This window comes from Brevundimonas vesicularis, assembly GCF_900445985.1.
In the GTDB taxonomy this organism is placed as follows: Bacteria; Pseudomonadota; Alphaproteobacteria; order Caulobacterales; family Caulobacteraceae; genus Brevundimonas; species Brevundimonas vesicularis_D.
Map to the genome: position 1 here is coordinate 1,116,988 of NZ_UAQP01000014.1, position 23,472 is coordinate 1,140,459.

24 protein-coding genes are annotated in these 23,472 nt (G+C 68.9%); 14 read left to right on the top strand and 10 right to left on the bottom strand.

What is annotated here, in order from left to right; translation table 11 throughout:
• The first annotated feature begins 159 nt into the window (after positions 1-159).
• Both DT343_RS14555 and DT343_RS14560 read left to right on the top strand, forming a co-directional pair.
• On the top strand, positions 160-1,362 hold the full coding sequence (locus DT343_RS14555; RefSeq protein WP_112863426.1) for a threonine ammonia-lyase: 1,203 nt from the start codon (positions 160-162) through the stop codon (positions 1,360-1,362).
• Positions 1,343-1,858, top strand: coding sequence for an FKBP-type peptidyl-prolyl cis-trans isomerase (locus tag DT343_RS14560; RefSeq protein WP_112863427.1), 516 nt, complete (start codon positions 1,343-1,345; stop codon positions 1,856-1,858). Before DT343_RS14555 ends, DT343_RS14560 begins: the two co-directional genes overlap by 20 nt.
• 469 nt (positions 1,859-2,327) lie before the next feature.
• On the opposite strand, the gene queG is transcribed toward DT343_RS14560, so the two are convergent.
• Positions 2,328-3,446 (bottom strand): tRNA epoxyqueuosine(34) reductase QueG, encoded by a 1,119-nt coding sequence (gene queG, locus DT343_RS14570; protein ID WP_112863429.1) that lies wholly within the window; start codon positions 3,444-3,446, stop codon positions 2,328-2,330.
• Positions 3,447-3,612: 166 nt separating this feature from the next.
• Entirely contained in the window at positions 3,613-4,140 is a 528-nt protein-coding gene (locus tag DT343_RS14575) for a DUF2239 family protein (RefSeq protein ID WP_112863430.1), read from the bottom strand.
• 58 nt (positions 4,141-4,198) lie between these two features.
• Here DT343_RS14575 and DT343_RS14580 point away from each other — a divergent pair, with 58 nt between their 5' ends.
• A complete protein-coding gene (locus tag DT343_RS14580; RefSeq protein ID WP_112863431.1) occupies positions 4,199-4,534 on the top strand; it encodes a GIY-YIG nuclease family protein in 336 nt (111 codons plus the stop codon).
• On the opposite strand, the gene fzlA is transcribed toward DT343_RS14580, so the two are convergent.
• Together fzlA and DT343_RS14590 are read right to left on the bottom strand one after the other, a co-directional pair.
• Positions 4,531-5,217 (bottom strand): FtsZ-binding protein FzlA, encoded by a 687-nt coding sequence (gene fzlA, locus DT343_RS14585; protein WP_112863432.1) that lies wholly within the window; start codon positions 5,215-5,217, stop codon positions 4,531-4,533. The genes DT343_RS14580 and fzlA overlap by 4 nt on opposite strands.
• A 44-nt stretch (positions 5,218-5,261) precedes the next feature.
• Complete coding sequence (locus DT343_RS14590; RefSeq protein WP_112863433.1) at positions 5,262-6,254, bottom strand: cation diffusion facilitator family transporter; 993 nt, start codon at positions 6,252-6,254, stop codon at positions 5,262-5,264.
• Between the two features lie 138 nt (positions 6,255-6,392).
• Here DT343_RS14590 and DT343_RS14595 point away from each other — a divergent pair, with 138 nt between their 5' ends.
• The 10 genes from DT343_RS14595 to accD all read left to right on the top strand — a co-directional run bounded on the left by DT343_RS14595 (position 6,393) and on the right by accD (position 13,703).
• A complete protein-coding gene (locus tag DT343_RS14595; protein WP_112863434.1) occupies positions 6,393-7,193 on the top strand; it encodes an undecaprenyl-diphosphate phosphatase in 801 nt (266 codons plus the stop codon).
• 4 nt (positions 7,194-7,197) lie between these two features.
• Complete coding sequence (locus DT343_RS14600) at positions 7,198-8,097, top strand: class I SAM-dependent methyltransferase (protein ID WP_112863435.1); 900 nt, start codon at positions 7,198-7,200, stop codon at positions 8,095-8,097.
• A 32-nt stretch (positions 8,098-8,129) separates the two neighbouring features.
• Positions 8,130-8,864, top strand: a complete 735-nt coding sequence (locus DT343_RS14605; RefSeq protein WP_112863436.1) for a pseudouridine synthase — start codon at positions 8,130-8,132, stop codon at positions 8,862-8,864.
• 19 nt (positions 8,865-8,883) lie between these two features.
• A complete protein-coding gene (locus tag DT343_RS14610; protein WP_112863437.1) occupies positions 8,884-9,147 on the top strand; it encodes a type II toxin-antitoxin system Phd/YefM family antitoxin in 264 nt (87 codons plus the stop codon).
• Positions 9,144-9,557 carry a type II toxin-antitoxin system VapC family toxin gene (locus DT343_RS14615; protein WP_181669203.1) on the top strand — a complete coding sequence of 138 codons (414 nt, stop codon included), beginning with the start codon at positions 9,144-9,146 and terminating at the stop codon, positions 9,555-9,557. The genes DT343_RS14610 and DT343_RS14615 overlap by 4 nt, the downstream gene beginning before the upstream one ends.
• Complete coding sequence (locus DT343_RS14620; RefSeq protein WP_112863439.1) at positions 9,554-10,195, top strand: phosphoribosylanthranilate isomerase; 642 nt, start codon at positions 9,554-9,556, stop codon at positions 10,193-10,195. Before DT343_RS14615 ends, DT343_RS14620 begins: the two co-directional genes overlap by 4 nt.
• Positions 10,196-10,284: 89 nt before the next feature.
• Positions 10,285-11,487, top strand: a complete 1,203-nt coding sequence (gene trpB / locus DT343_RS14625) for a tryptophan synthase subunit beta (RefSeq protein WP_181669228.1) — start codon at positions 10,285-10,287, stop codon at positions 11,485-11,487.
• The gene (locus tag DT343_RS14630; protein ID WP_055807772.1) at positions 11,484-11,963 is read left to right on the top strand and encodes a hypothetical protein; all 480 of its coding nucleotides are present in this window, start codon (positions 11,484-11,486) and stop codon (positions 11,961-11,963) included. Before trpB ends, DT343_RS14630 begins: the two co-directional genes overlap by 4 nt.
• Positions 11,960-12,802 carry a tryptophan synthase subunit alpha gene (gene trpA, locus DT343_RS14635; protein ID WP_112863440.1) on the top strand — a complete coding sequence of 281 codons (843 nt, stop codon included), beginning with the start codon at positions 11,960-11,962 and terminating at the stop codon, positions 12,800-12,802. The genes DT343_RS14630 and trpA overlap by 4 nt, the downstream gene beginning before the upstream one ends.
• 10 nt (positions 12,803-12,812) lie before the next feature.
• Entirely contained in the window at positions 12,813-13,703 is an 891-nt protein-coding gene (accD, locus tag DT343_RS14640; RefSeq protein WP_112863441.1) for an acetyl-CoA carboxylase, carboxyltransferase subunit beta, read from the top strand.
• Here the strand turns inward: accD and DT343_RS14645 are convergent.
• On the bottom strand, positions 13,658-14,101 hold the full coding sequence (locus DT343_RS14645) for a DoxX family protein (RefSeq protein WP_112863442.1): 444 nt from the start codon (positions 14,099-14,101) through the stop codon (positions 13,658-13,660). The two genes, accD and DT343_RS14645, sit on opposite strands and share 46 nt — an antisense overlap.
• 36 nt (positions 14,102-14,137) lie before the next feature.
• On the opposite strand from DT343_RS14645, the gene DT343_RS14650 reads away from it, so the two are divergent.
• Complete coding sequence (locus DT343_RS14650) at positions 14,138-15,424, top strand: bifunctional folylpolyglutamate synthase/dihydrofolate synthase (RefSeq protein WP_112863443.1); 1,287 nt, start codon at positions 14,138-14,140, stop codon at positions 15,422-15,424.
• Here the strand turns inward: DT343_RS14650 and DT343_RS14655 are convergent.
• The 5 genes from DT343_RS14655 to murU all read right to left on the bottom strand — a co-directional run bounded on the left by DT343_RS14655 (position 15,421) and on the right by murU (position 23,460).
• A complete protein-coding gene (locus tag DT343_RS14655; protein ID WP_112863444.1) occupies positions 15,421-15,606 on the bottom strand; it encodes a hypothetical protein in 186 nt (61 codons plus the stop codon). The two genes, DT343_RS14650 and DT343_RS14655, sit on opposite strands and share 4 nt — an antisense overlap.
• Positions 15,607-15,678: 72 nt before the next feature.
• Positions 15,679-16,008, bottom strand: a complete 330-nt coding sequence (gene trxA / locus DT343_RS14660; protein ID WP_017506226.1) for a thioredoxin — start codon at positions 16,006-16,008, stop codon at positions 15,679-15,681.
• Positions 16,009-16,268: 260 nt separating this feature from the next.
• Positions 16,269-19,691 (bottom strand): double-strand break repair helicase AddA, encoded by a 3,423-nt coding sequence (addA, locus tag DT343_RS14665; protein ID WP_112863445.1) that lies wholly within the window; start codon positions 19,689-19,691, stop codon positions 16,269-16,271.
• Positions 19,688-22,753, bottom strand: a complete 3,066-nt coding sequence (addB, locus tag DT343_RS14670; RefSeq protein ID WP_112863446.1) for a double-strand break repair protein AddB — start codon at positions 22,751-22,753, stop codon at positions 19,688-19,690. The genes addA and addB overlap by 4 nt, the downstream gene beginning before the upstream one ends.
• A complete protein-coding gene (murU, locus tag DT343_RS14675; RefSeq protein ID WP_112863447.1) occupies positions 22,750-23,460 on the bottom strand; it encodes an N-acetylmuramate alpha-1-phosphate uridylyltransferase MurU in 711 nt (236 codons plus the stop codon). The genes addB and murU overlap by 4 nt, the downstream gene beginning before the upstream one ends.
• Positions 23,461-23,472 lie beyond the last annotated feature (12 nt).

Below are 23,472 nucleotides of genomic sequence, written 5' to 3' on the forward strand. Positions count from 1 at the left end.
ATTTCGGGGTCGTGGCGGACGACAGGCCTCACTATCGCACGACAGGCCGGGCGACTTCCACGCTCAAGATTCCCCCTCTGGACCCGGACCCGACAACGCGCGAAACAGGCCCGACAACGCGCCCAGTCGTCGAGGCGCGACAGCTCGGAAACGCCTCGCATGACCGTCACCTTCGCCGATATCCAAGCCGCGCGCACCCGGATCGCCGGCGCGGTCGACCGCACCCCGACCCGTTATTCCAGAAAGCTGTCGCAGCTGACGGGAGCCGAGGTCTGGGTCAAGTTCGACAATCTGCAATTCACCGGCAGCTTCAAGGAGCGCGGCGCCCTGAACCGGCTGCTGATGCTGAGCCCCGAGGAGATGAAGCGCGGCGTGGTGGCCGCCAGCGCCGGCAACCACGCCCAGGCCCTGGCCTATCACGGCGGACGGCTGGGCGTGCCGGTGACCATCGTGATGCCGGAGGGCACGCCCTTCGCCAAGATCAACGGCACCCGCTCGCACGGGGCGACCGTGGTGATCGAGGGGCTGGACTTCACCGGCTCGACCGAGGCGGCCAAGCGGCTGGAAGCTGAAAAGGGCTATGTCTTCGTCTCGGCCTTCGACGACGAAGGCATCGTGGCGGGCCAGGGCGTCTGCGCGATCGAGCTTCTGGAGGATGCGCCCGAGGTTGAGGCCCTGATCATCCCCATCGGCGGCGGCGGGCTGATTGCGGGCTGCGCCATCGCGGCCAAGGCGATGAAGCCGGACATCAAGGTCTTCGGCGTCGAGGCCGCGCGCTATCCCTCCTTCACCGCCAAACGGGCGGGCCAGCCGCCGGTCTGCACCGGCCAGACCATCGCCGAGGGGATCGCCATCAAGGCGGTGGGCGACATTCCGTTCGCCCTGGCCGACCCGCTGGTGGACGAGGTCTTCGTCTGCGAGGAGGCCGATTTCGAACGGGCCGTCGCCACCTATGTCACCTATGAGAAGACGGTGTCCGAAGGCGCGGGCGCGGGCGGTCTGGCGGCCCTTCTGGCCTATCCCGACCGGTTCAAGGGGATGAAGGTCGGGCTGGAGCTGTGCGGCGGAAACATCGATGCGCGGATGCTGGCGGTTGTGCTCAACCGCGAGATGGTCCGTGAGCGGAGATTGATCGTCTATCGCATCCTGGGCGACGATCGGCCGGGCATGCTGTCGGCCATGGCGGCGGTGATCGGCGGCCTGGGCGGCAACATCATCGACGTGGTCCACAACCGTCTGGCGCTTGACGTGCCGGCCAAGGGCGCCGAGTTCGACATCATGGTCGAAACGCGCGATAGCGCCCACGCCGACGAGATCGGCGAGGCCTTGAAGGAACGCGGCTATGAACTTCGGATGGGGTAAGGCGGCAGTCATCGCCGCCTTCTTGCTGGCGGGCTGCGGCCAGGCCGCGCCGGTCGATCCGAACGCGGGCAAGGCCGAGGCGGCCGCCTTCATGGCCAAGAACGCCAAGGAAGAGGGCGTCCAGACGCTGCCCAGCGGGCTGCAATACAAGGTGGTGCAGGCGGGACCGGCCGGCGGCGTCAGCCCTGACCGCAACGACCTGGTCAAGGTCGATTACGAGGGCAAGCTGGTCGACAACAGCGTGTTCGACAGCTCCTTCGCGCGCGGCGCGCCGGCGGTGTTCACCCCCGAGGAGGTCGTCAAGGGCTGGACCGAGGCGCTGCAGAAGATGCGCGTCGGCGACGAATGGCTGCTCTATGTCCCGCCCGAGTTGGGCTATGGCGAGCAGGGCAATCCCAAGATCCCCGCCAACTCGGTGCTGATCTTCCGCCTGAAGCTGCTCGACGTGGCCAAGGTGCCCGGCGGTGGATCGGGCGTCGGCACGGCGATGGGGTGAGGACCACTGTCTCCTCTCCACGTCGTGGGGAGGTGGCGCGGCGCTAGTGCCGCTGGCTAAAGGGCTGTTTGATCGCCCAAGTCGTCATTCCGGGGCTGAGCGGAGCGAAGAACCCGGAACCCAGAGCCGCAGTCGCGCTCGCCAGGCGCATCCGACGCCGGGTGCGAATCTCCTGGGTTCCGGGTTCGTCCGTCGGACGCCCCGGAAAGACGGCGAACCTACGCCGTTTCGCGTCCGCCAGAGAGAAGGCGCGGGGCCGCATCACCCTTCTTCGAAAAAAGGCGGAAAGTGCACTGCAGCTTTTTAGAATGCACTTTCGTGCAGATTTTTGCGAGCGGTTTGCAGTTATCCGGCGGAAGTCAAAAAGCAGCACGCAGTATAGACCGGGCCGATCGTATGGTCAGGTAGAGGTCGCTAGCCGTCTTCAGGGCGTTGAAATCATTATAGTTCGTCGTGGCGATTGCGCGGGCTAGGTGGGTTCCAGGCGCCGCCATTCGCTGAGAACATGGGCGTCGGTTTCGGTCGTCGCCTCGGCCAGGGTCGCGAACGCGCCGGCCGGCATCAACTCCGACAGGGCCCAGACGGCGGCGCCGCGCACCAGGGCTGAGGGGTCGGCCAGCAGGGCTTGTGTCGGGGCGATGAGGGTCGCGTCGCCCGAGTTGCCGACGGCGTAGAGGACGTTCCTGAGGAAGCGGTCGCGGCCGATCCGCTTGACCGGGCTCTTGTTGAACAGGGCGCGGAAGGCGGCGTCGTCCAGCGCCAGCAGATCATGCAGGCGCGGGCTTTCGAAGGCCGGGCGGGGCGCCAGCCGGATCTCGCGCGCTTCCTGCGCGAACTTGTTCCACGGACAGACCGCCAGACAGTCGTCGCAGCCATAGATGCGCGATCCGGTCAGGGTGCGGAACTCGACCGGCCAGGGACCGGCGAACTCGATGGTCAGGTAGGACAGGCAGCGCCGGGCGTCGAGCTGGAACGGGGCGGGGAAGGCCTTGGTCGGACAGGCGTCGAGACAGGCGGTGCAGCGGCCGCAATGTTCGGTCTCGGCCGCGTCCGCCTCGATCTCGGCGGCGGTCAGGATGGTCCCCAGGAACAGCCAGTTGCCGTGGGTGCGGCTGAGCAGATTGGTGTGTTTGCCCTGCCAACCCAGGCCGGCGCGCTGGGCCAGCGGTTTTTCCATCAGTGGGGCGGTGTCGACGAAGACCTTGATGTCCGCGCCGTTGCGCGCCGCGATCTGGCCCGCCAGCTGTTTCAGCCGGCCCTTGATGACCTCGTGATAGTCGTCGCCACGCGCATAGACCGAGATGTAGCCGGCGGAACGGTCAGCCAGCTGATCCAGCGGGTTCTGCTCCGGGCCGTAGTTCATGCCCAGGACGATGGCGGTCCGGGCCTCGTCCCACATGGCGGTCGGATGCTGGCGGCGATCCAGCGTGGTTTCCATCCATTCCATGTCGCCATGCCGGCCCTCGTCCACGAAACGCCGCAGCCGCTCGCCCGCCAGCCAGGCGTCGGCCGCCGAGGCGAACCGGCAGACATCGAAGCCCAGCTCGGCCGCGCGCTGGCGGATGAAGGTTTTCAGGCGATCGGACACGGGCGGGGGATAGCATGAAGTCTCCTCCCTGCGGAGCGGGGAGGTGGCGCGGCGCATCTTCGCGCCGTGACGGAGGGGGCCTTCAGCGCATCACTGGCGTTTGTGGGAGTTCAAGAGCCCTCCACCGCTTCGCGGTCCCCCTCCCCATTTCATGGGCAGGAGACGGTCATGCGCCGTCGAACAGTTCAAGAAGCTGGGCCTTAATGTCGGCCGGCCAGGGGGCGATCAGGGCGACCAGACGATCGCGGTCGCCAGCGAACAGGGCGCGGCTGGCCTCTTCGAAGTCGGGGGCGTCGCCGGCCATCTCGACCATGAAGCCGTAGGCGGCGTCGGTGCGGCGGCGGCGCGCATCGTCGTGGGCGCCGGTCTTGCGCGCCTGCTCCACCAGACGGCGCAGGGCGGCCGAGGCGCCGCCCGGCTGGGTCGCCAGCCAGTCCCAGTGACGGGGCAACAGCGTGACCTCGCGCGCGGCGACTCCCAGGCGCGGACGGCCGCGCTTTGGAGCCGACGCCGGTTTTTGTTCGCGGAGGTCCAGGTCGACCGGCCGACCGGTCGCCAGATCGAACACGCGCAGCGCGGCTTGAGGCGAGGCCGCCAGGGTTTTGCGAAAGGCGGCCGCCACGGCGGCGTCCGAGCCTCTTGCGATGCGTCGGGGGCCGTCGAACAGGACCAGATCACGATCTTCGTCGCTCATGTATTTACCCGGGTGAAATTGTCTGTCATGTTTATACCCGGATAAATAAGAGAGCGCCATGACCCCGACAAATCGCAAGAGCCTGATCGCCGAATATAAGGAGCGCGCGACCATCGCCGGGGTCTATGCCGTGATCTGCAGCGCGACGGGTCAGGCCTGGGTCGGCAAGAGCCGCCACATCGACACCGAGCAGAACGGCCTGTGGTTCGCGCTGCGCCACGGCGGCAGTCCGTATCGGTCGCTTCAGGCGGCGTGGAAGGCGCACACGCCCGAGGATTTCCGCTTCGAACAGCTGGACCGCCTGCCGGAAGACACCTCGGATCTGAGGCGCAAGGACGAGCTGGCTAGTCGCGCCAAGCTGTGGATCGCCCGGTTGGGCGCAGAGGCGCTTTAAAAATCCAGATCCGCGTACCAGGCCGAGGGCGGCACGCCGACGAAGCGGTCGGCGAGCAGGGGGCGGAAGCAGGGGCGGGACTTGAGCTTGGAGTACCAGGTCTTCAGTCCGGGCCAGGTCTTCCACTGGATCTCGCCGAAATAGTCCAGCACCGACAGGTGGGCGGCGGCGATCAGGTCGGCCTGGGACAGGCGGCGGCCGGCCAGCCAGTCGCGGGCGGCGACCAGGTCCTCCAGCATGGCGAGGTGGGATTTCAGGGCGTCGCGCCCGTCGCGCAGGGCGCGGGCTTCGGGCGGGCCCAGCTTGAGCAGCGGTTTTTCCATCCGCTCGTGCAGCAGCACGGCGTCGACTTCGTCCATAAAGCGGCGCTCGAACCAGCCGGTCAGGCGACGCGCCTCGGCGCGTTCGGCGAGGTCGGCGGGCAGCAGCAGCGGACCCTTCTGCTGATCCTCGATCCAGCCCAGGATGGCGGGCAGTTCGCACAGCACCAGCGGGCGGCCGCGATCCATCGTCTGGATCACCGGCGGCAGGCCGGACGGATTGAAGTCATTGACCGGGCAATCGTCCTCCCACGGACGGACCGGCGCATCCGTCCATTCGATCCGCGCCTCGCCCAGCGCCAGTCGCGCGGCGCGCGAGGCGGGCTGGAAGGCGAAGTGGAAGAGAACGCAAGGGTCGGCCATCTAAGGGTGATGCGCCCGGACCCGTTAAATCGGCGTTTACCGCATCAGGACCACGGCCCCTTGGGCGCGGGGCCGGTCTGGGCGGGGGCGGCTTGCGGTTCGGCGGGTGCAGCGGCCGGGATTGCGGGCTGCGAACGGGCGTGGCCGCGCGGGTCGGCGTGGATCAGGATGTCGGCGGTGGGGTACTGGGCCAGCACCCGGTTTTCGGCGGCGACGACGATGGCGTGTGCGGCGTCCAGCGTCTGGTGCGCGTCCAGATCGACATGCATCTGGACCATCATCACCTGACCGGACATGCGGGTGCGCAGCTGGTGCACGCCGAAGACCTGGGGGTCGGCCAGGACGGCCTTGGTGATGGCGGCGCGGTCGGCCTCGGGCACGGCGCGATCCAGCAGGTGATCGGCGGCGGCCTTCAACATGCCGGTCGCGCCCCAAAACAGCCAGACGGCGACGACGATGCCCGCGGCCGCATCCAGTCCCGGCGCGCCCAGGAAGGCGCCTGAAATCACGCCGATCAGCACCACGACGTTGGCGGCGAGGTCCGCCGCATAGTGGGCGCGGTCGCCGGCGACGGCGACGGAGCCGGTCTTCTTCAGCGTCTGGGTCTGCATCCAAACCAGCCAAGCCGTGATGACGATGGTGGCGACCACAATCCCGCTCGCCCACCCGCCGGCGGTCACGGGACGGGGGTCGAAGATGCGCTGCACCCCCTCCCAGGCGATGAAGATGGCCGAGGCGAAGACCAGCCCGGCCTGGACCAGGGCTGACAGCGCCTCGCCCTTGCCATGGCCATAGCGGTGGTTCTCATCGGCCGGGGCGGCGGCCCAGCGAACGGCGAAGAAGGTGGTCAGGGACGCCGCCAAATCCAGAACCGAATCCGCCAGGGTCGCCAGGATGGAGACCGAGCCTGAGGCGCCCAGCGCAAAGGCCTTCATCGCGATCAGCACCACCGCGACCCCGACCGACAGGCGGGTGATGCGGCGGGTGGCCAGATGGGCGTCGTCAAGCGAGGCGGGGGCGGGGGCGGGCGTCGTCATTGTCGGCTTCTTCTCGCGCAATCATGGCTGAAAGCCAACCGCTGGCCCAAACGGGTCGTTCCGTCAGAAACGATCATGCTCTAGGGGGAAGGCATCCGGGCGTGGCGCGTTCCGGGCGCATTGGTTTTCGAGGGTCTCATGTCGGACTGGCTTGCCGCCATCATTCTGGGTCTGGTCGAGGGGCTGACCGAGTTCATTCCCGTCTCGTCCACCGGCCATATGCTGCTGCTGGGCCATTTCATGGGCTTCGAGAGCGCGGGCAAGACCTTCGAGATCGTGATCCAGCTGGGCGCCCTGCTGGCCATCGTCAGCGTCTATTTCAAGAAGCTGTGGACCCTGGCGACGCGCTGGCCCTTCGACGCCGAGGCGCGGCGGTTCCTGATCGGCCTGCTGGTCGCCTTCGCGCCGGCCGTCGTGATCGGTTTCCTGGCCTATGACTTCATCAAGACGGTGCTGTTCGAGACGCCGCAGGTGGTGTGCATCGCCCTGATCGTCGGCGGGGTGATCCTGCTGCTGCTGGACCGCATGGACAAGAAGCCCAGGTGGCTGGACGCCGAGGCCTATCCGATGCGGATCTATTTCCTGATCGGCCTGTTCCAGTGCCTGGCCATGATTCCCGGCGTGTCGCGGTCCGGCGCCACCATCGCCGGCGGCCTGCTGCTGAAGACCGACAAGCGGTCGGCGGCCGAGTTCAGCTTCTTTCTGGCCCTGCCCACCATGGGGGCGGCGGTGGCCTATGATCTGTTGAAGAACCACAAGACGCTGGATTTCAGCGATATCGGCCTGATCGTCGTGGGCTTCGTTGTGGCCTTCATCTCGGCCCTGGCGGTGGTGCGGTTCCTGCTGGATTTCGTGTCCAAGCGCGGCTTCGGCGTCTTCGCCTGGTGGCGGATCGTGGTCGGGGTCGTGGGTCTGGCGCTGTTGCAGGCGGGGTTCTGAGACCATGACCACGCTTCTGTACGGCCGCCCGCCCGTCGTCTTCGATCCGCCCGGCGATGCGACCCAGACCTCGCCCCTGATCCCGGACTCGGCTGCGCTGGAGGCGCAGGACCCTGGCTCGGCCGACAGCGTCATGATCTACGCCCCGCCCGGCGTGCTGGAGCGGCGCTATGTGCTGGCCCTGGCGCTGAGGGCGCTGAAGGTTGGAGGACGGCTGGACGTCATGGCGCCCAAGGACAAGGGCGGATCGCGCCTGGCCAAGGAACTGAAGACGTTCGGCCTGGAGGTCGCCGAGACCGCCAAGGCGCACCATCGCCGCTGCGTCATCATTCGGCCCGAAACGGTCGAGGGGCTGGACGAGGCCATCGCCGCCGGCGGGCCGCAGATCGTGCCGGGGCTGGAGGCCTGGTCGCAGCCCGGCGTGTTCGCCTGGGACCGGATCGATCCGGGCTCGGCGCTGCTGGCCGAACATCTGCCGGCGATGAAGGGCGAAGGGGTCGATCTGGGCTGCGGCTATGGCGCGCTGTCGATCGTGGTGCTGCGCTCGCCCGCCGTGAGCAAACTGAAGATGGTCGATCTGGATCGCCGCGCCATCCAGGCCGCTCGCCGCAATATCGAGGACGACCGCGCCAAGGTCTGGTGGTCGGACGCCCGCACCCTGGAGGCTAAAGGCGACAAGGATTTTGTCGTCAGCAATCCCCCCTTCCACGACGGCGGGGCCGAGGACCGTCGGCTGGGTCAGGCCTTCATCCGCAAGGCGGCCGAGCTGCTGAAAAAGGGCGGCGTCGCCTGGGTCGTGGCCAACCGGCACCTGCCGTATGAGGCCGAGTTGAACGCGGCGTTCAAGCGGGTGCGGCTGGTCGCCGAGGCGGGCGGCTACAAGCTGTTCGAGGCGGTGAAGTGACCGCGCTCAAGCAGTCCGAAGGGCGGTAACGCATGAAGAAAGTCCCGACGTCGAGGGTCGATCGTCTGCTGGGCTCGATGGGCTATGGATCACGCGCCGAGATGGCGCGGATGGCCAAGGCGGGCGGCATCGTGCTGGACGGGGCGGACGTGACGGACGTGTCCAAACGCATTGCGGTGACGCCGGACCTGCCCACGCGAATGGAGATCGACGGCGAGCCGCTGGATCCGGTGCAGGGTCTGGTGATCCTGCTGAACAAGCCGCTGGGCATGACCTGCTCGCACAAGGAAGAGGGGGCGCTGGTCTATGACATCCTGCCGGGACGATGGCGGGCGCGCGATCCCGCCATCTCGACCATCGGACGACTGGACAAGCAGACGACGGGCCTGCTGCTGCTGACCGACGACGGCGATCTTCTGCACCGGGTGATCAGTCCCAAACGCCATGTGGCCAAGGTTTACCGGGCCGGTCTGGCGCGGCCGTTGACCGGAACGGAAGGCGCGCTGTTCGCCTCGGGCGAGCTGGTGCTGGAGGGCGAGGATAAGCCGTTGGCGCCGGCGGTGCTGGAGGTGGTGTCGCCGACCGAGGCCCTGCTGACGGTGACGGAGGGGCGCTATCATCAGGTGCGCCGGATGTTCGCGGCCGCCGGCAACCATGTCGAGACCCTGCATCGCGAACGGCTGGGCGGACTGGTCCTGCCCGCCGATCTGGCGCCCGGTCAGTGGCGGCTGGCGACGGCGGACGAGGTCGCCTCGATTTTCGCCTGATTAGACACGGGGCGACCGGATGGCTATCTTGATGGCCATGTCCAGCTACTCCGTCGCCGAAGCCAAGAACAACCTGCCCAAGCTGCTGGATCGCATGTTGGCGGGCGAGGCCGTGACTATCACGCGACGCGGCGTGCCGATCGCGCGGCTGGAGCCGGCGCAGGAGGTCGTTCCGACGTCGGGGCCCATTGACGTCGAATGGTTCAAACGCGTTCGCGTGAAGCCGACCGTACCGATGGATTCCGTCACACTCGTGCGGATGATGCGGGACGAAGAGATTTGACGGTCTATCTGGACACCAGCGTGCTGGTGTCGCTGTTGCACGAAGATGATCACACCGTCCGTGTCCTGGATTGGGCAGGAAGTGTTGATGCACTTGTCTTGAGCGCTTGGACCGCGACCGAGTTCACATCGGCCTTATCCGTGCAGTCGCGGATGAAACGACTGATCGATCGTGATCGACGCAGGCTCGAACTCGATCTCGACCATTGGTTATCGACACGCGTCGTTCTGGACGTTCTTAACGCCGATATCGTCGCTGCGCGTCGATTGGTGAGAAACGACGTTCGGTTGCGCGCGCCCGACAGTGTCCATCTAGCCCTTGCCATGCGGCATGGCTGTATTCTCGCGACGCTTGATGGAGATATGGCCGCGGTCGCGCGCGACATCGGCTTGTCGGTGATCGTGCCATGACGACCAAGATCAAAATCTGCGGACTGACCACGCCGGACACGCTGGACGTCGCCTTGGAGGGCGGGGCGGACTTCGTGGGGGCGGTGGTGTTTCCCAAAAGTCCGCGCCATCTGGAGCCCGAAGCCGCCGCCGTCCTGTTCGAGCGGGCGCGGGGGCGGGCGAAGATCGTGGCGGTGACGGTCGATCCCCACGACGCCCTGCTGCAGCAGATCGCCCGGACGCTGAGGCCCGACTTCATCCAACTGCATGGGACCGAGGCGCCGGCACGGGCAGAGCGCGTCAGGGCGCTGACGGGCGCTGGGGTGATCAAGGCCCTGCCGATCCGGCAGGCGAACGACTTCGTCGCCGCCGACGCCTGGGATGATGCGGCCGATCATCTGATGTTCGACGCCAAGCCGCCGGAGGGTTCGGCTCTGCCCGGCGGGGTGGGGCACAGCTTTGACTGGACCCTGCTGGCTGGCCGCGCCTTTCGCCATCCGTGGTTCCTGGCGGGTGGTTTGAACCCGGACAATGTCGCCGAGGCGCTGAAGATGACGGGCGCGCCCATGGTGGATGTGTCCTCTGGCGTGGAAAGCACACCGGGTGTTAAGGACGCAGGCCGGATCGCCGCCTTCATCCAAAACGCGCGCCGGTCGTAATTGCGACGCCTCCCCGCGTGAAAGTCGAACCCGTGAACGCCCAGACCCCCATCGTGGCCCCCATCCAAGCCGCCGATTCCACCCAGCCGCTGTCGAACGCCTACGCCTGGCCGGACGCGCAGGGTCGCTTCGGTCCGTACGGCGGTCAGTTCGTGGCCGAGACCCTGATGCCGCTGATCCATGAGCTGGATGCGGCCTACAAGGCGGCCAAGGCGGACCCCAGCTTCCAGGCCGAGCTGGACAGCTTTCTGACCCACTATGTCGGTCGCGAAAGCCCGCTGTATTTCGCCGAGCGCCTAACCGAACATTTCGGCGGCGCCAAGATATGGCTGAAGCGCGAGGACCTGAACCACACGGGCGCGCACAAGATCAACAACTGCATGGGCCAGATCCTGCTGGCCCGCCGCATGGGCAAGACGCGCATCATCGCCGAGACCGGCGCGGGTCAGCACGGCGTCGCCTCGGCGACCGTATCGGCGCGCTTTGGCCTGCCCTGTACCGTCTATATGGGCGCGGTGGACGTGGAGCGGCAGCAGCCGAACGTGTTCCGCATGCGTCTGCTGGGTTCGGAAGTCTTCTCGGTCACGGCCGGCGCCGCGACCCTGAAGGACGCGATGAACGAGGCGATGCGCGACTGGGTCACCAACGTCTCGGACACCTATTACATCATCGGCACGGCGGCGGGTCCGCACCCCTATCCGGCCATGGTGCGCGATTTCCAGTCGGTGATCGGCAAGGAGATCAAGCGCCAGTCGATGGCCCGGATGGGCAAGCTGCCCGAAGCGGTGGTCGCCTGCATCGGCGGCGGCTCGAACGCCATCGGCGCCTTCCACCCCTTCATCGAGGACGAGGGCGTGCGGCTGATCGGCGTGGAGGCGGCCGGCCATGGGCTGGATACGCCGGACCACGCCGCCTCGCTGAAGGGCGGGCGGTCGGGCGTGCTGCACGGCAACCGGACCTATTTGCTTCAGGACGAGGACGGCAACATCGTCGAGGGGCACTCGATCTCGGCGGGTCTGGATTATCCGGGCATCGGGCCGGAACACGCCTGGCTGCACGACATCGGCCGGGCCGAATACCGCTCGGCGACGGACAATGAGGCGCTGGAGGCGTTCCAGCTGTGCTCGAAGCTGGAAGGCATCATTCCGGCGCTGGAGCCCGCCCACGCCCTGGCGCGGACGGGCGAAGTGGCGCGCGAAGTCGGCAAGGGCGGCGACGTCGTCCTGCTGATGTCGGGGCGCGGCGACAAGGACATCTTCCAGGTCGCCAAACATCTGGGAGTGAACCTGTGATCCGTACACTTCTTGCGGCGACCGCCGTCCTCAGCCTGTCCGCCGCCGCTGCGCAGGCCCAGACGCCTACCCCGACGCCGGCCCCCGCTGCGCCGCAAGGCGGTCCGGCCGACGTCGGCCTGTTGCCGGGCGCGGAGCTGTCGCCCGATTGCGGAGGGCTGAACAATCTGACGGGGCGGGCCTATTGCGTGACCGCACAGCTGGGCCAGATCGGCGCTCTGGCCGACGCCTATATCGCCGATCTGGAAACCAAGAACTGGCTGGCCGCCGGCGGCGACGACAACCGCGTCGTCTTCATAAAGCGCCGTGAGGCCGGCGGCTGCGACGGCATGCAGATGGTCGCCTTCTACGACACCACCAAGACCGCCGTCGCCGAACTGCCCGGCTATCTGGGCTTCGCCACCATTCCGGGCGACGTGTGCGCGGCTGCCGCGGCCGCGACACCGCCTGCCGCCGCCGGATCGCCGCAACAATGACCACCGCCCGTATCGACGCGCGCTTCAAGGCGCTGAAGGCCGAGGGCCGTGCGGCCTTCATTCCCTATGTGATGGGGGGCGACCCGTCGCGCGAAGAGGCGCTGGCGATCCTGAACGGCCTGCCCGCAGCGGGCGCGGACATCATCGAGCTGGGCTTTCCGTTCAGCGATCCGATGGCCGAGGGGCCGCCGATCCAGCGGGCGGCGATCCGGGGCATGGCGGCGGGTTTCGGCCTGCGCTCGACCATGGATCTGGCCAGGGAATTCCGTCAGGGCGACGACGCCACGCCGATCGTGCTGATGGGCTATCTGAACCCGATCGAGAGCCTGGGCTATGACGCCTTCGCCGCCTATGCGGCCGACTGCGGCATCGACGGGCTGATCGTGGTGGACTGTCCGCCGGAAGAGGCCGGGCCGCTGATCGAGGCGCTGGACAAGGTTTCGATCTCGCTGATCCGCCTGGCGACGCCGACCTCGGACGACGACCGGCTGAAGATCGTGGTCCAGGGCACGTCGGGCTTCGTCTATTACGTCGCCGTCGCGGGCGTGACGGGCGTCAAGGAAGCCAACGCCGACATCGTGGCGCCTGCCGTGGAGCGGGTGCGCAAGGCCTCGGGTCTGCCGGTCGCGGTCGGCTTCGGGGTCAAGACGCCGGAACGGGCCGCCGAGATCGCGCGCGTCGCCGATGCGGTGGTCGTGGGTTCGGCCCTGGTGGACGAGGTGGCGGCAGCGCTGGAGGCGAACGAACCCGTCGCGGCGCGCGTTCTGGCCCGGGTGAAGGCGCTGGGCGATGCGGTTCGATCCGTCGCCGCTAGTGCTTCCGTGGCGGAAACCGTCTAAGAGCGCGCGGATGAACGACAAGACCAAGCCTCAGGAAAAGCGCGGCGGCTGGCTGAACCGCTTTGCGCCCGGCGTGCGCAAGATCGTGTCGCGCCGCGACACCCCGGACAATCTCTGGGTCAAGGATCCCGACAGCGGCGAGATGCTGTATCGCTCGGACCTGGAGGCCGCCCTCTGGGTGACGCCGTCGGGCCGGCATATGCGCATCGATGCGCCGACCCGCCTGAAGGCCACCTTCGACGGCGGCGTCTTCCAGTCCATCGACACGCCGGACGTGCCCGAAGATCCGTTGAAATTCTCGGACGGCAAATCCTACAAGGATCGCCTGAACGCCGCGCGCAAGGCGGCGGGCCGCAAGGACACCATGGCCATCGGCTATGGTTCGGTCGGCGGTCAGGACGCGGTTGTGATCGTTCAGGACTTCACCTTCATGGGCGGGTCGCTGGGCATGGCGGCGGGCGAGGCCTTCATCAAGGCGGCGCGCGAGGCGGTCAGCCGCAAGGTTCCGCTGGTCTGTTTCACCGCCGCCGGCGGCGCGCGGATGCAGGAGGGCGCCCTGTCGCTGATGCAGATGGCGCGCACCACTCTGGCCATCGAAGAGCTGAAAGACGCCAGACTGCCCTACGCCGTGGTCCTGACGGACCCGACGACGGGCGGGGTGACGGCCTCCTACGCCATGCTGGGCGATGTGCATCTGGCTGAGCCGGGGGCCCTGATCGGCTTCGCCGGACCGCGCGTGATCGAGGCGACCATCCGCGAGAAGCTGCCGCCCGGCTTCCAGCGCGCCGAATATCTCCAGGAAAAGGGCATGGTGGACCGGGTCGTCACCCGCGCCGACCTGCCGCGCACCCTGGGTCAAATCCTGTCCATGCTGATGGACGGCGCCCGCGCCGCCGCCTGAGACCGTCTGAAGGGCCAGTCGATCGCGGTCGAGGCCCACAGGCACCACCAGACGATGACCGGCTGAAACAGCAGGCGCGGGCCGTGATAGGCCCAGCCTAACCCTGCGCCCGACGTCATAAAGTTCACGGCATGCTGGATGTTGGCCGGATAGACGCAGACGGCGTAGGCGGCCAGCGCCCAGCCGGCGGCGATCCGCAGGCGCGGGATCATCAGACCCGCCGCGCCCAGCAGTTCGGCGATCCCCGTCAGGGCCACGACCAGGGCCGGCTGCGGAACCCACGCCGGCGTGATCCGCACGAAGGGGCCGGGGACCATCAGATGCAGCACGCCTGCGCCCAGGAAGACGGCCGCGAGGACGAGGCGCGCCGCGGTTCTGATCTGAGGACTGGATGTCATGTCGCGGTTCTCGAAATCAGGGGGTAAAGGAGGCGGATGGATCCCGTCTCCGAACGATTACGCGCGCGCCACCCCCAGCGGATCGACCTTTCGCTGGAAAGAATGCGCGTGCTGTGCGCGGCCCTTGGCGATCCGCAGCACAAGCTTCCGCCGGTGATCCATGTGGCGGGGACCAACGGCAAGGGGTCGACCGTGGCCCTGATCCGCGCCATCGCCGAGGCGGCGGGGCTGAAGGTGCACGCCTACACGTCGCCCCATCTGGTCCGGTTCAACGAGCGGATCCGACTGGGTGGAACGCTGATCGAGGACGATCATCTGAACGCGATCCTGGACCGGATCGAGGCGGTCATGGCCGAGACGGACAGCGAGGCCACGGTGTTCGAAAGCACCACCGCCGCCGCCTTCCTGGCCATGTCCGAGACGCCCGCCGATCTGGCCATCATCGAAGTGGGGCTGGGCGGGGTGCTGGACGCCACAAACGTGATCGAGCGGCCGCTGCTTAGCGTCATCGCCCCGGTCGATTACGACCATGCGGAGTTCCTGGGCACGGATCTGGCCGCCATCGCCTCGGAAAAGGCAGGCGTGCTGAAGGCCGGAGCGCCGGCCGTGATCGCGCGCCAGAAGGAAGAGGCGATGGCGGCCATCGAACGTCGCGCCGCCGACGTCCATGCACGGCTGACCGTGCTGGGAGTCGACTTCGACGCCTGGGCCGAGCGGGGCGGTCTGGCGTTCCAGACGGCCGAACTGTTCATGGACCTGCCGGCGCCGGCGCTGGCAGGCGCGCACCAGATCGACAATGCGGCCCTGGCCGTGGCAGCGGCGGTCGAACTGGACCTGCCCGAGGCCGCGATCGCCGAGGGGCTGAAGCGCGTGCGCTGGCCCGCACGGCTGCAACGGATTTCGGGCGGCCCCTATGGCGCTGCGGCCAAGGCGGCGGAGGCGGAGTTGTGGCTGGACGGGGGGCATAATCCCCACGCGGCGCGGGCGCTGGCGGTGTTTCTGGCCGAGCGTCAGGCGCGGGCGCCGCGTCCCCTGGCCTTGATTTGCGGCATGTTGAACAACAAGGATGCGGGCGGTTTCTTCGCCGCGTTGAAGGACAGCCAGGCCACCGTCTTCACCGTCGGCTTCGACGGGGCCGCAGCCGAGCCGGCGGCGCTGGCGGCCGTGGCGCGCGGGCATGGGCTGGCGGCGACCCCGGCGGGATCGGTGGGCGAGGCGCTGGACCTGGCGCTGCGCCTGGGCGCGGGCCGGGTCGCCATCTGCGGATCGCTGTATCTGGCCGGCGAGGTCCTGGGCGCCAGCGAGGAGACCTGGCCGGTCTAGCGCGTCATCCAGGGCTTGGACTTGCCGGCGGCGATGCGGGCGGCCTGTTCGCGCTGGAAGCGACCGCCGCGCGGCGGCTTGGCGCGCGCATCCAGCCTGGCGTTCTTCAGGCGCAGGGCCTTCTGGACCGGGGTCTCGCCGGGGATATCGTCAGTCGGGTTCGGGGTGTCTTCGTCGCTCATGGCGCCATCCTAGCATGAAAAACGCCCGCCGGTCGGACCGGCGGGCGCTTGATCCGACAGGGTCGAAAAGGCTCAGGCCTTGACGCCGGCCTCGGCCAGCCATTCGACGATCTTGCCCTTGGGCATGGCGCCGACCTTCATCGAAGCCATCTGGCCGTCCTTGAACAGCATCAGGGTCGGAATGCCCTTCACGCCCAGCTTGGACGGGGTCATGGGGCTGTCGTCGATGTTGATCTTGGCCACGGTGACCTGACCGCCCAGTTCGTCGGCGATCTGTTCCAGCGCCGGGCCGATCTGTTTGCAGGGGCCGCACCATTCGGCCCAGAAGTCGACCAGGACAGGGGTCGAGGATTTCAGGACGTCGGCGTCAAAGCTTTCGTCGGTTACTTTTACAGTCGCCATGAATGGCTCCTTGGGCGCTATCGCTCGGCGCGCGGCGCCTCGCTGCATGAGCGCGTGTTGGTGTTGGCCGGATGTGTCCGGGTTCGGTGGCAGATGTGGGAGCGAATCGCGGGCAATTCAACTGCCGCCGTCGCTCCCTCTCTCCGTCCGTCATCCTCGGGCCCGACCCGAGGATCGGATGATCCGCCGCTCGTGCGAAGACGGCGACGCACAGATCGACCGGCGCCCGGTCCTCGGGTCAAGCCCGAGGATGACGGGGGTTAGGGTTTGAGCGCCGCCGCTAGCAGGGTTTCAGGAATGGGCATCAGCTTGGGCCCGTCGGTCCAGACCAGGGCGGCCTCGACCGGGCGGTCGGGGTAGAGGCGCTTCAGCACGGCGACATAGACGGCGGCCTGCAACACATAGGCGGGATCGACCGACTCGACGGAGCCTGGCGCGGGGCGGTTGGTCTTGTAATCGACGACCAGAACCTTCTCGGGCGTGACCACCAGCCGATCGATGCGGCCGTTGATGGCGACGCCGGGCGGCAGGTCGGGCGCTGAACCCGTGAGGGCGACTTCGGCGCGGGAGCCGGGACCGAAGACGGGGGCGAAGCGGGCGTCGTCCAGCACAGAGAAGGCGGCGGCGATCATCTCGGCGCGCTGGGCCTCGTCCAGATCGGTCTCGCGGGCCAGCAGGCGACGGGCGGCGTCGGGGCGGTCGGCCGGCGCGATCTCAGGCAGGCGTTCCAGCAGCCGGTGGATCAGGTCGCCGCGCCGGAACCGGCCCAGCGACACAACCCCCGCCTCGGTCCTGGCCAGGGGCGAGGGAGCGGGAATGCGGGTCGCGCCGCCCTCCATCCGCGACGGCGAGGCGAAACGGGCGGCGGCGTCGACCGGGGGCGGCGAGGCGGCCCAGGCGGGCAGGGCGGCGACGGACCGCGCTTCATCGGCGGCGACCGGGCGACGCTCGGGATCGACGCCATAGCGACGCACGCCGTTGTCGACCTCGCGCACCTGATCGCCCAGGCGGTCGAAGGTTTCCGAGAGGATCGACCACCAACTGCCGGCCTCGGCCCCCCGGCTGGAGGCGCGGCCCATGACGATGACGCGGTCCCGCGCGCGGGTCAGGGCGACATAGAGCAGGCGCAGGGTCTCGTCGTCAGTGCGGGCCTGGCGCGCGGCGCGGGCGTCGGCCGAGGCCGGGCAGTCGTCCTTCGCCGAGCCGGGCGCCATAAGCCAGGCCTCGCCCTCGCCCTCCGGCGTGACCGCGGGCATCAGGGACGGACCTTGCGCCTTCGCCTTCATGGTGGTGTCGGGCAGGATGACGATGGGCGCCTCCAGCCCCTTGGCGCCGTGGACGGTCATGACGCGGACCTCGCCGCGCGCGCCCTCCAGTTCGCGCTTCACCTCGACGTCGGCGGCCTCCAGCTGGGCCAGGCAGGTCTCCAGGTCGATCGCGCCCCGGTTCTCGGCGGCCAGCACCTGGTTCAGGGTCTCGTCGATGGCTTCTTCCGCCTCGCGCCCCAGTCGGGCCAGGATGCGGGCGCGGCCGGAAACCCCTAAGTCGTCCACCCGGTTCAGGGCCTGGGAGAAGAAGGCGAAGGGATCTCCGCCGCGTGCGCCGATGGCGGCTTGCAGCGCATCGCGCGCGCGGGCCCATTCTGGGCGTTCGTGCGCCCGGTCGCGCAGGTCGCGCCACAGTTGGCCGGCCTTACGCTCTTCGCGGCCGGCCAGCGCATAAAGGCCGTCCTCGTCCACATCGCACAGCGGGCTGCGCAGCACCTCGGCCAGGGACAGGTCGTCGTCGGGGAAGAGGGCGAAACGCGCCAGCGAGATCAGGTCGTCGAAGACGATATGGCTGGACAGCTTCAGCCGGTCCGCGCCGGCGACGGGCACGCCTTCGGTCTTTAGCGCCCGAATGATCTCCTCGAAGGTCGCGTCACGGCGGCGGACCAGGACGATGTAGTCGCCATAGCCGGCGGGGCGCAGGTCGCGGGTGCTGCGATCAAAGACGGCGATCCCGCTTTCGACCTGGCGGCGGATCTCGCGGGCCAAGTCGCGAGCCAGGCGCTTGCGGGCGCTGCCGGCGCTTTCCTGATCGACGGGATCGTCCCAGGCGTCGGTTTCGGGCGCGGGCTCGTCCAGGAACAGGGGCCACAGGTCGATGGCGCCGTGCTGGCCGATGCGGGCGGGCAGGTGTCGGGCGATGTCGCCCTGCGGGCCGGTCAGGGCGCGGGTGCGGTCCGGGTCGGCGAAGACGGCGTCGACGAAGGCCAGCACCTCCTCGGTCGATCGGTAGGAGGTGTTCAGTTCCGGCCCGGCGAACGGTTCGCCGGCGCCCTCGGCCAGAGCGAGGAAGGCCCCGCGTTCCTGGCGCAGCCGTTCGGGGCGGGCGCCCTGGAAGGAATAGATCGACTGTTTCTCGTCGCCGACGGCGAAGACGGTGCGGCCGGACTTTTCGCCGGAGTAGAACTCGCCGGTCAGGGCGCGCACGATGGCCCATTGTTCGGGGGCGGTGTCCTGGGCTTCATCGATCAGGACGTGATCGACCCCGCCGTCCAGCTTGTACAGCACCCAGGCGGCGGCCCCGCTTTGGGTCAGCAGGGCGGCGGCGCGCGCGACCAGATCGGGGAAGTCGAGCGCCCCGCGCTGGGCCTTGGCGGCCTCGTAAAAGGCGGCGTGGGCGCGGGCCAGGGTTAGGACCTTGACCGTATCGTCGGCGACCTTGGCCTTGCGCAGCGCCTCGCGCGTGGCGAGGAATTTGGTCTGAAGGTCCAGCAGCCAGCCGACCGCGCCCTGCGGCGCCGACTTTGTGCCCATGCTTTTTCGCGGTTCGCCCGCCTGGGTGCAGAAGACCCCGGCTAAGGTTGCGAAGCCGGCATAGGGCGGGGCGGCGACGCTCATGGCGTCGGCGATCTTCTTGTCGTTGGCCGAGCCGGTTTCCATGGCCTCGGCCATGCGGTTCCATTCGCCGGGATCGATGAAGGCGACGAAGTCTTGCTCCAGATCCTCCGGGCTGCGGTCGCGCTCGGCGCCGGTCAGGGACCAGGGATCGGGCGCGGTTCCGGCCTCGGCGCGGTCGATATAGTCCAGCAGATCGGCGCGCTTGGCCTCGATCATCGACAGCAGGGCCTGGAACCGCTGCCAGTCCAGCTCGACGGCGAAATGGCTGTAGGCCTGGCCGATGGGGCCGTCAGGATCGGCGACGGCGGCGCGGGCCAGGTCTTCGCGCGCGGCGTGGCTGAGGGCGGTCGCCGCCTGGTCTTCCAGCACAGTGAAGCGGGGCGAGACCCCAGCCTCCAGCGGGAACCGGCGCAGCAGCTTTTCGCAGAAGGCGTGGATGGTCTGAATCTTCAGTCCGCCGGGCGTTTCCAGCGCGCGGGCGAACAGCTTGCGCGCGCGGGAAAGCGCGGCGTGATCCATCGCCTGCGGGTCGCCGTCGTCCAGCCGGGCCAGTTCGCGCGATAGTGCGGCGTCGTCCAGCACGGCCCAACCGCCCAGCTGGTCGAACAGTCGGGCCTGCATCTCGGCGGCGGCGGCCTTGGTGTAGGTGACGCACAGGATGGCGCCGGGATCGACCTGATCCAGCAGCAGCCGCGCCACCCGGTTGACCAGGGTGGTTGTCTTGCCCGAACCGGCGTTGGCGGTGACGAAGACGGTCAGGCGCGGATCGGCGGCGACGATCTGGGGGGCGATGCTCATTCTTCGTCCCCATCGCCGATCACAGACCATTCCCAGACGCGGGCCAGATGATCGTAGTTGCCGCCCTGGTTGCCCATGAACTGGGGCGCGGCCCAGGAGACGTAAGGCGTGTTCTCGTCGTCGAACCGTTCGACGCGGCGCTTCAGCCCGTCCAGCGCCGCCTGGGCCAGGTCGGCGGCCTCAGAGCCCGAGGCGCGGGTGACGACTTCGCCCGCCGTCTTGCGCCCGACCACGCGGACATAGGTCAGTTCGTCGGGCGTGACCGGGCCGTTGGTGTCCTTGAACCCGCCGTCGGCCAGGATGGCGGCAGTCAGGGTCAGTTGCGGGGCGAAGCCGGACTTGACCTGTTTGGCGGACGGCGCCGCACCGGTCTTGAAGTCCATGACCGCCGCGCCGTCCGACGCCAGTTCGATGCGGTCGGCAAAGGCCTTGACGGTGAAGGGGCCGGCTGGGGCGTCGAAGGTCATCGTCCCCTGCTGTTCCACCAGGATATCGACGCCGCGCGCCCGACGCCGTCGCTCGAACTCGGTCAGCCAGCGGGCGCAGTTGCGGGCCAGCGGCGCCTCGCGGGCCATGGCCGCATCCTCGAACCCGCGTGCGCCCAGTTCGCGCAGCAGATGGTCGTGCAGGATGGCCTCGCAATCGTCGGGCAGGTCGTTCGGCCAGTCCAGCGTCAGCCGCTCGATGGCGGCGTGGACGGCGTTGCCGCGCGCCAGCGCTTCGGCAGACGCGCCGGGCCGCTCCATCGCCTCCAGCCCCAGCACCCACAGGGCGTAGATGGCGTAGGGGTCGCGCACCCAGCGTTCGATGCGGGTGACGTACAGGCTGCGCGGACGGCGATGCACGGGCGGGCGCGGCTCTGGGCGTTTGGCGAACTGCGGCGGGCCGGGCGGCGGCGCATCCAGGGCGCGGGCCCAGTCGATGACGGCGGCCGGGCGGGCGATGGCGACGGGCGTTTCGACAGCGTTCGCGCCGCGCGTCAGCATCTCCAGCCGCCACAACCAGCGCGAGCGGACGGCGGGCTGGCCGCCGCGCCGCTCGCTGTGGATCAGAATGACCTCGTCGCCGCAGGCGGCCTGGACGAAATCCTGCGCCGTCTGGCCCAGGCGACGCTCGGGCGGGGGCAGGCCCAGCGCCTTTCGCATCGGGCGCGACAGGAAGGGATCGGTCGGGGCCGCCTGGGGCCAGACGCCCTCCTCCAGCCCGGCCAGAATCATCCGGTCCGCCCTGACCAGACGCGCTTCGATGGCGCCGAGAATGCGCAGCGACGGATGTGTCGCCCCGCCGGTCCGCACGACGTTTTCCTTGACCGGGGACGTGACCAGTTCGGCCAGTTCCGCGCGGCGGATGCGGCCGAGCGACGCCCCGCCTTCGATCAAGCCGGACAACAGGGCTGCGACGGCCTCGCCGTCGGGACCCGCCCAAGCCTTCTGGCCGGCCAGGGTTTCGATCAGCCGGGTCAGGGCCGAGGCGGCGACGTTCAGATCCGCGTCGGGGGTGAAGGCGGCGGTCGCGGCCTCGACGGCGGCCTGAAGCTGATCGACAAGGCGGGTCGCGGCCGACAGCCGGGCCTGTTTCCATTCCGGCGGCGCCTTGCCGCGCCGGTCGGGCTGGACCGCCTCCAGCAGGCGGCGATGGATGGCGGCGAAGTCGCGCGGGCGGGGACCGCGCAGGGCGTGTTCCTCCAGCGCGGCGACGGCGGCGGCCTGAGGAGCGTCGCCCAGGTCGAACTGGACCAGCGGATGTTTGACGACGGCGAGCAGCAGATGGGGCTGGACCGGATCGGCGATCCAGCGGGCGCACAGATCGATCAGGGCCCCGGCAGGCAGGCGCGACAGCGGGGCGCCGGCGGACGAATCTGGGATGACGCCCCAGCGTTCCAACCGGGCGGCGACGCGGCGACCCAGGGCCTGATCCGGCGTGACCAGGGCGCAGGTCTTCCCCGGCGTTTCCAAGGTCTCGCGCATCATCAGGGCGATGGCGGCGGCGGCCTCTTCCTCGGCGCGCACGCTCAGCAGCGACAGGCCCTGCAGCCCTTCGGCGATGGGGTCGCGCGCCTCGCCGCGCGCGGCGGCGGCCGAGCGGAGGTCGCGGATGGCGCGGCGCCAGTCGTCGGTAGCCTCGGCCGGACGCAGGGCTTCGTTGACAAGCCGCTGGCGCGCCAGTCCGCGCGCCTCGACGGCCGCAGGAACGGCGGGCCGGAACCAGGGGCGGACGCTCTCGCACGCGATCTCGCAGCGGTCCAGCAGCCGCTTCATCGCGCTTTGCGGATGTTGTTCGTCCAGCCGATCCCAGACGCCCGCGTCCAGATCCAGGTCGAGGCCGGGCAGGACGACGCAACCCAGCGGCGCCCGCGCCACGGCCTTCAGCACGTCGCCGGCGGCGGGGACGGTGCCGGTCGAGCCGGCGGCGATGACGGGCTGGCGCGGCGGTTCGCGGTCCCACAGCTCGGCGAGGCGGCGCAGCAGAGTCGCGCGACGCCAGGCCGGATCGACCAGACCCAGTTCGGCCAGACGCTTCGGCCAGGCCTCGACGGCGAGGCCCAGAAACTCGGCCGACCGTTCCCAGTGTTCGGCCATCTCGCCGTCGACCAGTGTGGCGATCCGCTCGGGGTTCTGAATCTCTTCCAGTTGGCAGGAATCGAGGAAGCCGCCTAGCGCATCGGCCAGATCCAGCGCGCGCATCGGGCTCAGGGACGCATCGAACCGTTCGACAATCATCCGCGCCATCTCGAATCTGCGTGTCAGGGCGGGGATGGCGGGCGGCAGGTCCAGACCCAGGGCTCCGGGCGTAAACGGTGGCTCGTCCTCCTCCAGATCGCCCAGCGGCCGCACCTGAGGCAGCAGGATGGGGCGATCCTGCGACAGCTTGGACAGGGCGCCGGTAAAGGCGCGCGCGGCCCGGCGGTTGGGCAACAGGATGGTGGCGTCCGACAGGGTTTCGGGCGGCAGATCGCCCAACCAGGCCAGGACGCCGGCGGCCAGGTCTTCGAGGAACGGCCGATGCGCCGGTATGGCGTACCAGCGGGGCGTGTCGCCTAGGAATGGGTCGAAGGCGCTCACGCCTCTCCCGCCAGTTTCGCCTCGGCTTCATCCCGCGCCTGCGGGTCGCCGACGTGCATCCAGTCGCCATCCAAAACACAGCCGAACAGACGTCCCTCGGCGGCAGAATTGCGCCACAGGGGGCTGAGGGAGAAGGGGCCGTGGGGACCGTGATCGGCGTATCCGGGGCGCGTGATGTGGACGCCCATATAGGCGAACGGCGCGGACTGTGCGTCGCCACGGAACGTCAGCGTCCCGTCGTCGGCCATGAAGAAATCGCCGTCGCCATCAAAGCCGATGGAGCCTTCGCGGCGGGCCAGCAGCAGGGCGGCGTCCATCGTCTCGGGGTTCCACAGGCGGATCAGATCGGCGAGGGCGTCGCCGCGATCGATCCAGACGCTGTCGATATTGGAGACGAAGACGGGATCGTCGCCCAGCAGGGCGTGGGCCTTCTTCAGCCCGCCGCCGGTCTCCAGCAGCACGGCGCGTTCGTCGGAAATCACGATCTCGGGGCCGCGATTTTTAGGATTTTGGCCGCGCGCCGCCAGATGCGCTTCCAGCCGGTCGGCGAACCAGTGGACATTGACCACGGCGGTTTCGACCCCGGCGTCCGCCAGTCGGTCCAGCACATGGTCGATCAGGGCGCGGCCCTGCACCTCGACCAAGGCCTTGGGTCGGTCGTCGGTCAGGGGGCGCATGCGCGTGCCCAGGCCGGCGGCGAGCACCATTGCGGTCTTGGG

Excerpts from the sequence above, each read along its gene's own strand:
- DT343_RS14655 (WP_112863444.1), bottom strand. The coding sequence starts at position 15,606 with ATGAGCGACGAAGACACCCCGAACCCGACTGACGATATCCCCGGCGAG.
- accD (WP_112863441.1), top strand. The coding sequence starts at position 12,813 with ATGAACGACAAGACCAAGCCTCAGGAAAAGCGCGGCGGCTGGCTGAAC.
- DT343_RS14600 (WP_112863435.1), top strand. The coding sequence starts at position 7,198 with ATGACCACGCTTCTGTACGGCCGCCCGCCCGTCGTCTTCGATCCGCCC.
- DT343_RS14645 (WP_112863442.1), bottom strand. The coding sequence starts at position 14,101 with ATGACATCCAGTCCTCAGATCAGAACCGCGGCGCGCCTCGTCCTCGCG.
- trpA (WP_112863440.1), top strand. The coding sequence starts at position 11,960 with ATGACCACCGCCCGTATCGACGCGCGCTTCAAGGCGCTGAAGGCCGAG.
- DT343_RS14595 (WP_112863434.1), top strand. The coding sequence starts at position 6,393 with ATGTCGGACTGGCTTGCCGCCATCATTCTGGGTCTGGTCGAGGGGCTG.
- fzlA (WP_112863432.1), bottom strand. The coding sequence starts at position 5,217 with ATGGCCGACCCTTGCGTTCTCTTCCACTTCGCCTTCCAGCCCGCCTCG.
- addA (WP_112863445.1), bottom strand. The coding sequence starts at position 19,691 with ATGAGCATCGCCCCCCAGATCGTCGCCGCCGATCCGCGCCTGACCGTC.
- DT343_RS14580 (WP_112863431.1), top strand. The coding sequence starts at position 4,199 with ATGACCCCGACAAATCGCAAGAGCCTGATCGCCGAATATAAGGAGCGC.
- trxA (WP_017506226.1), bottom strand. The coding sequence starts at position 16,008 with ATGGCGACTGTAAAAGTAACCGACGAAAGCTTTGACGCCGACGTCCTG.
- DT343_RS14650 (WP_112863443.1), top strand. The coding sequence starts at position 14,138 with ATGGATCCCGTCTCCGAACGATTACGCGCGCGCCACCCCCAGCGGATC.
- DT343_RS14590 (WP_112863433.1), bottom strand. The coding sequence starts at position 6,254 with ATGACGACGCCCGCCCCCGCCCCCGCCTCGCTTGACGACGCCCATCTG.
- DT343_RS14620 (WP_112863439.1), top strand. The coding sequence starts at position 9,554 with ATGACGACCAAGATCAAAATCTGCGGACTGACCACGCCGGACACGCTG.
- DT343_RS14560 (WP_112863427.1), top strand. The coding sequence starts at position 1,343 with ATGAACTTCGGATGGGGTAAGGCGGCAGTCATCGCCGCCTTCTTGCTG.
- murU (WP_112863447.1), bottom strand. The coding sequence starts at position 23,460 with ATGGTGCTCGCCGCCGGCCTGGGCACGCGCATGCGCCCCCTGACCGAC.
- DT343_RS14575 (WP_112863430.1), bottom strand. The coding sequence starts at position 4,140 with ATGAGCGACGAAGATCGTGATCTGGTCCTGTTCGACGGCCCCCGACGC.
- DT343_RS14610 (WP_112863437.1), top strand. The coding sequence starts at position 8,884 with ATGGCTATCTTGATGGCCATGTCCAGCTACTCCGTCGCCGAAGCCAAG.
- DT343_RS14555 (WP_112863426.1), top strand. The coding sequence starts at position 160 with ATGACCGTCACCTTCGCCGATATCCAAGCCGCGCGCACCCGGATCGCC.
- DT343_RS14605 (WP_112863436.1), top strand. The coding sequence starts at position 8,130 with ATGAAGAAAGTCCCGACGTCGAGGGTCGATCGTCTGCTGGGCTCGATG.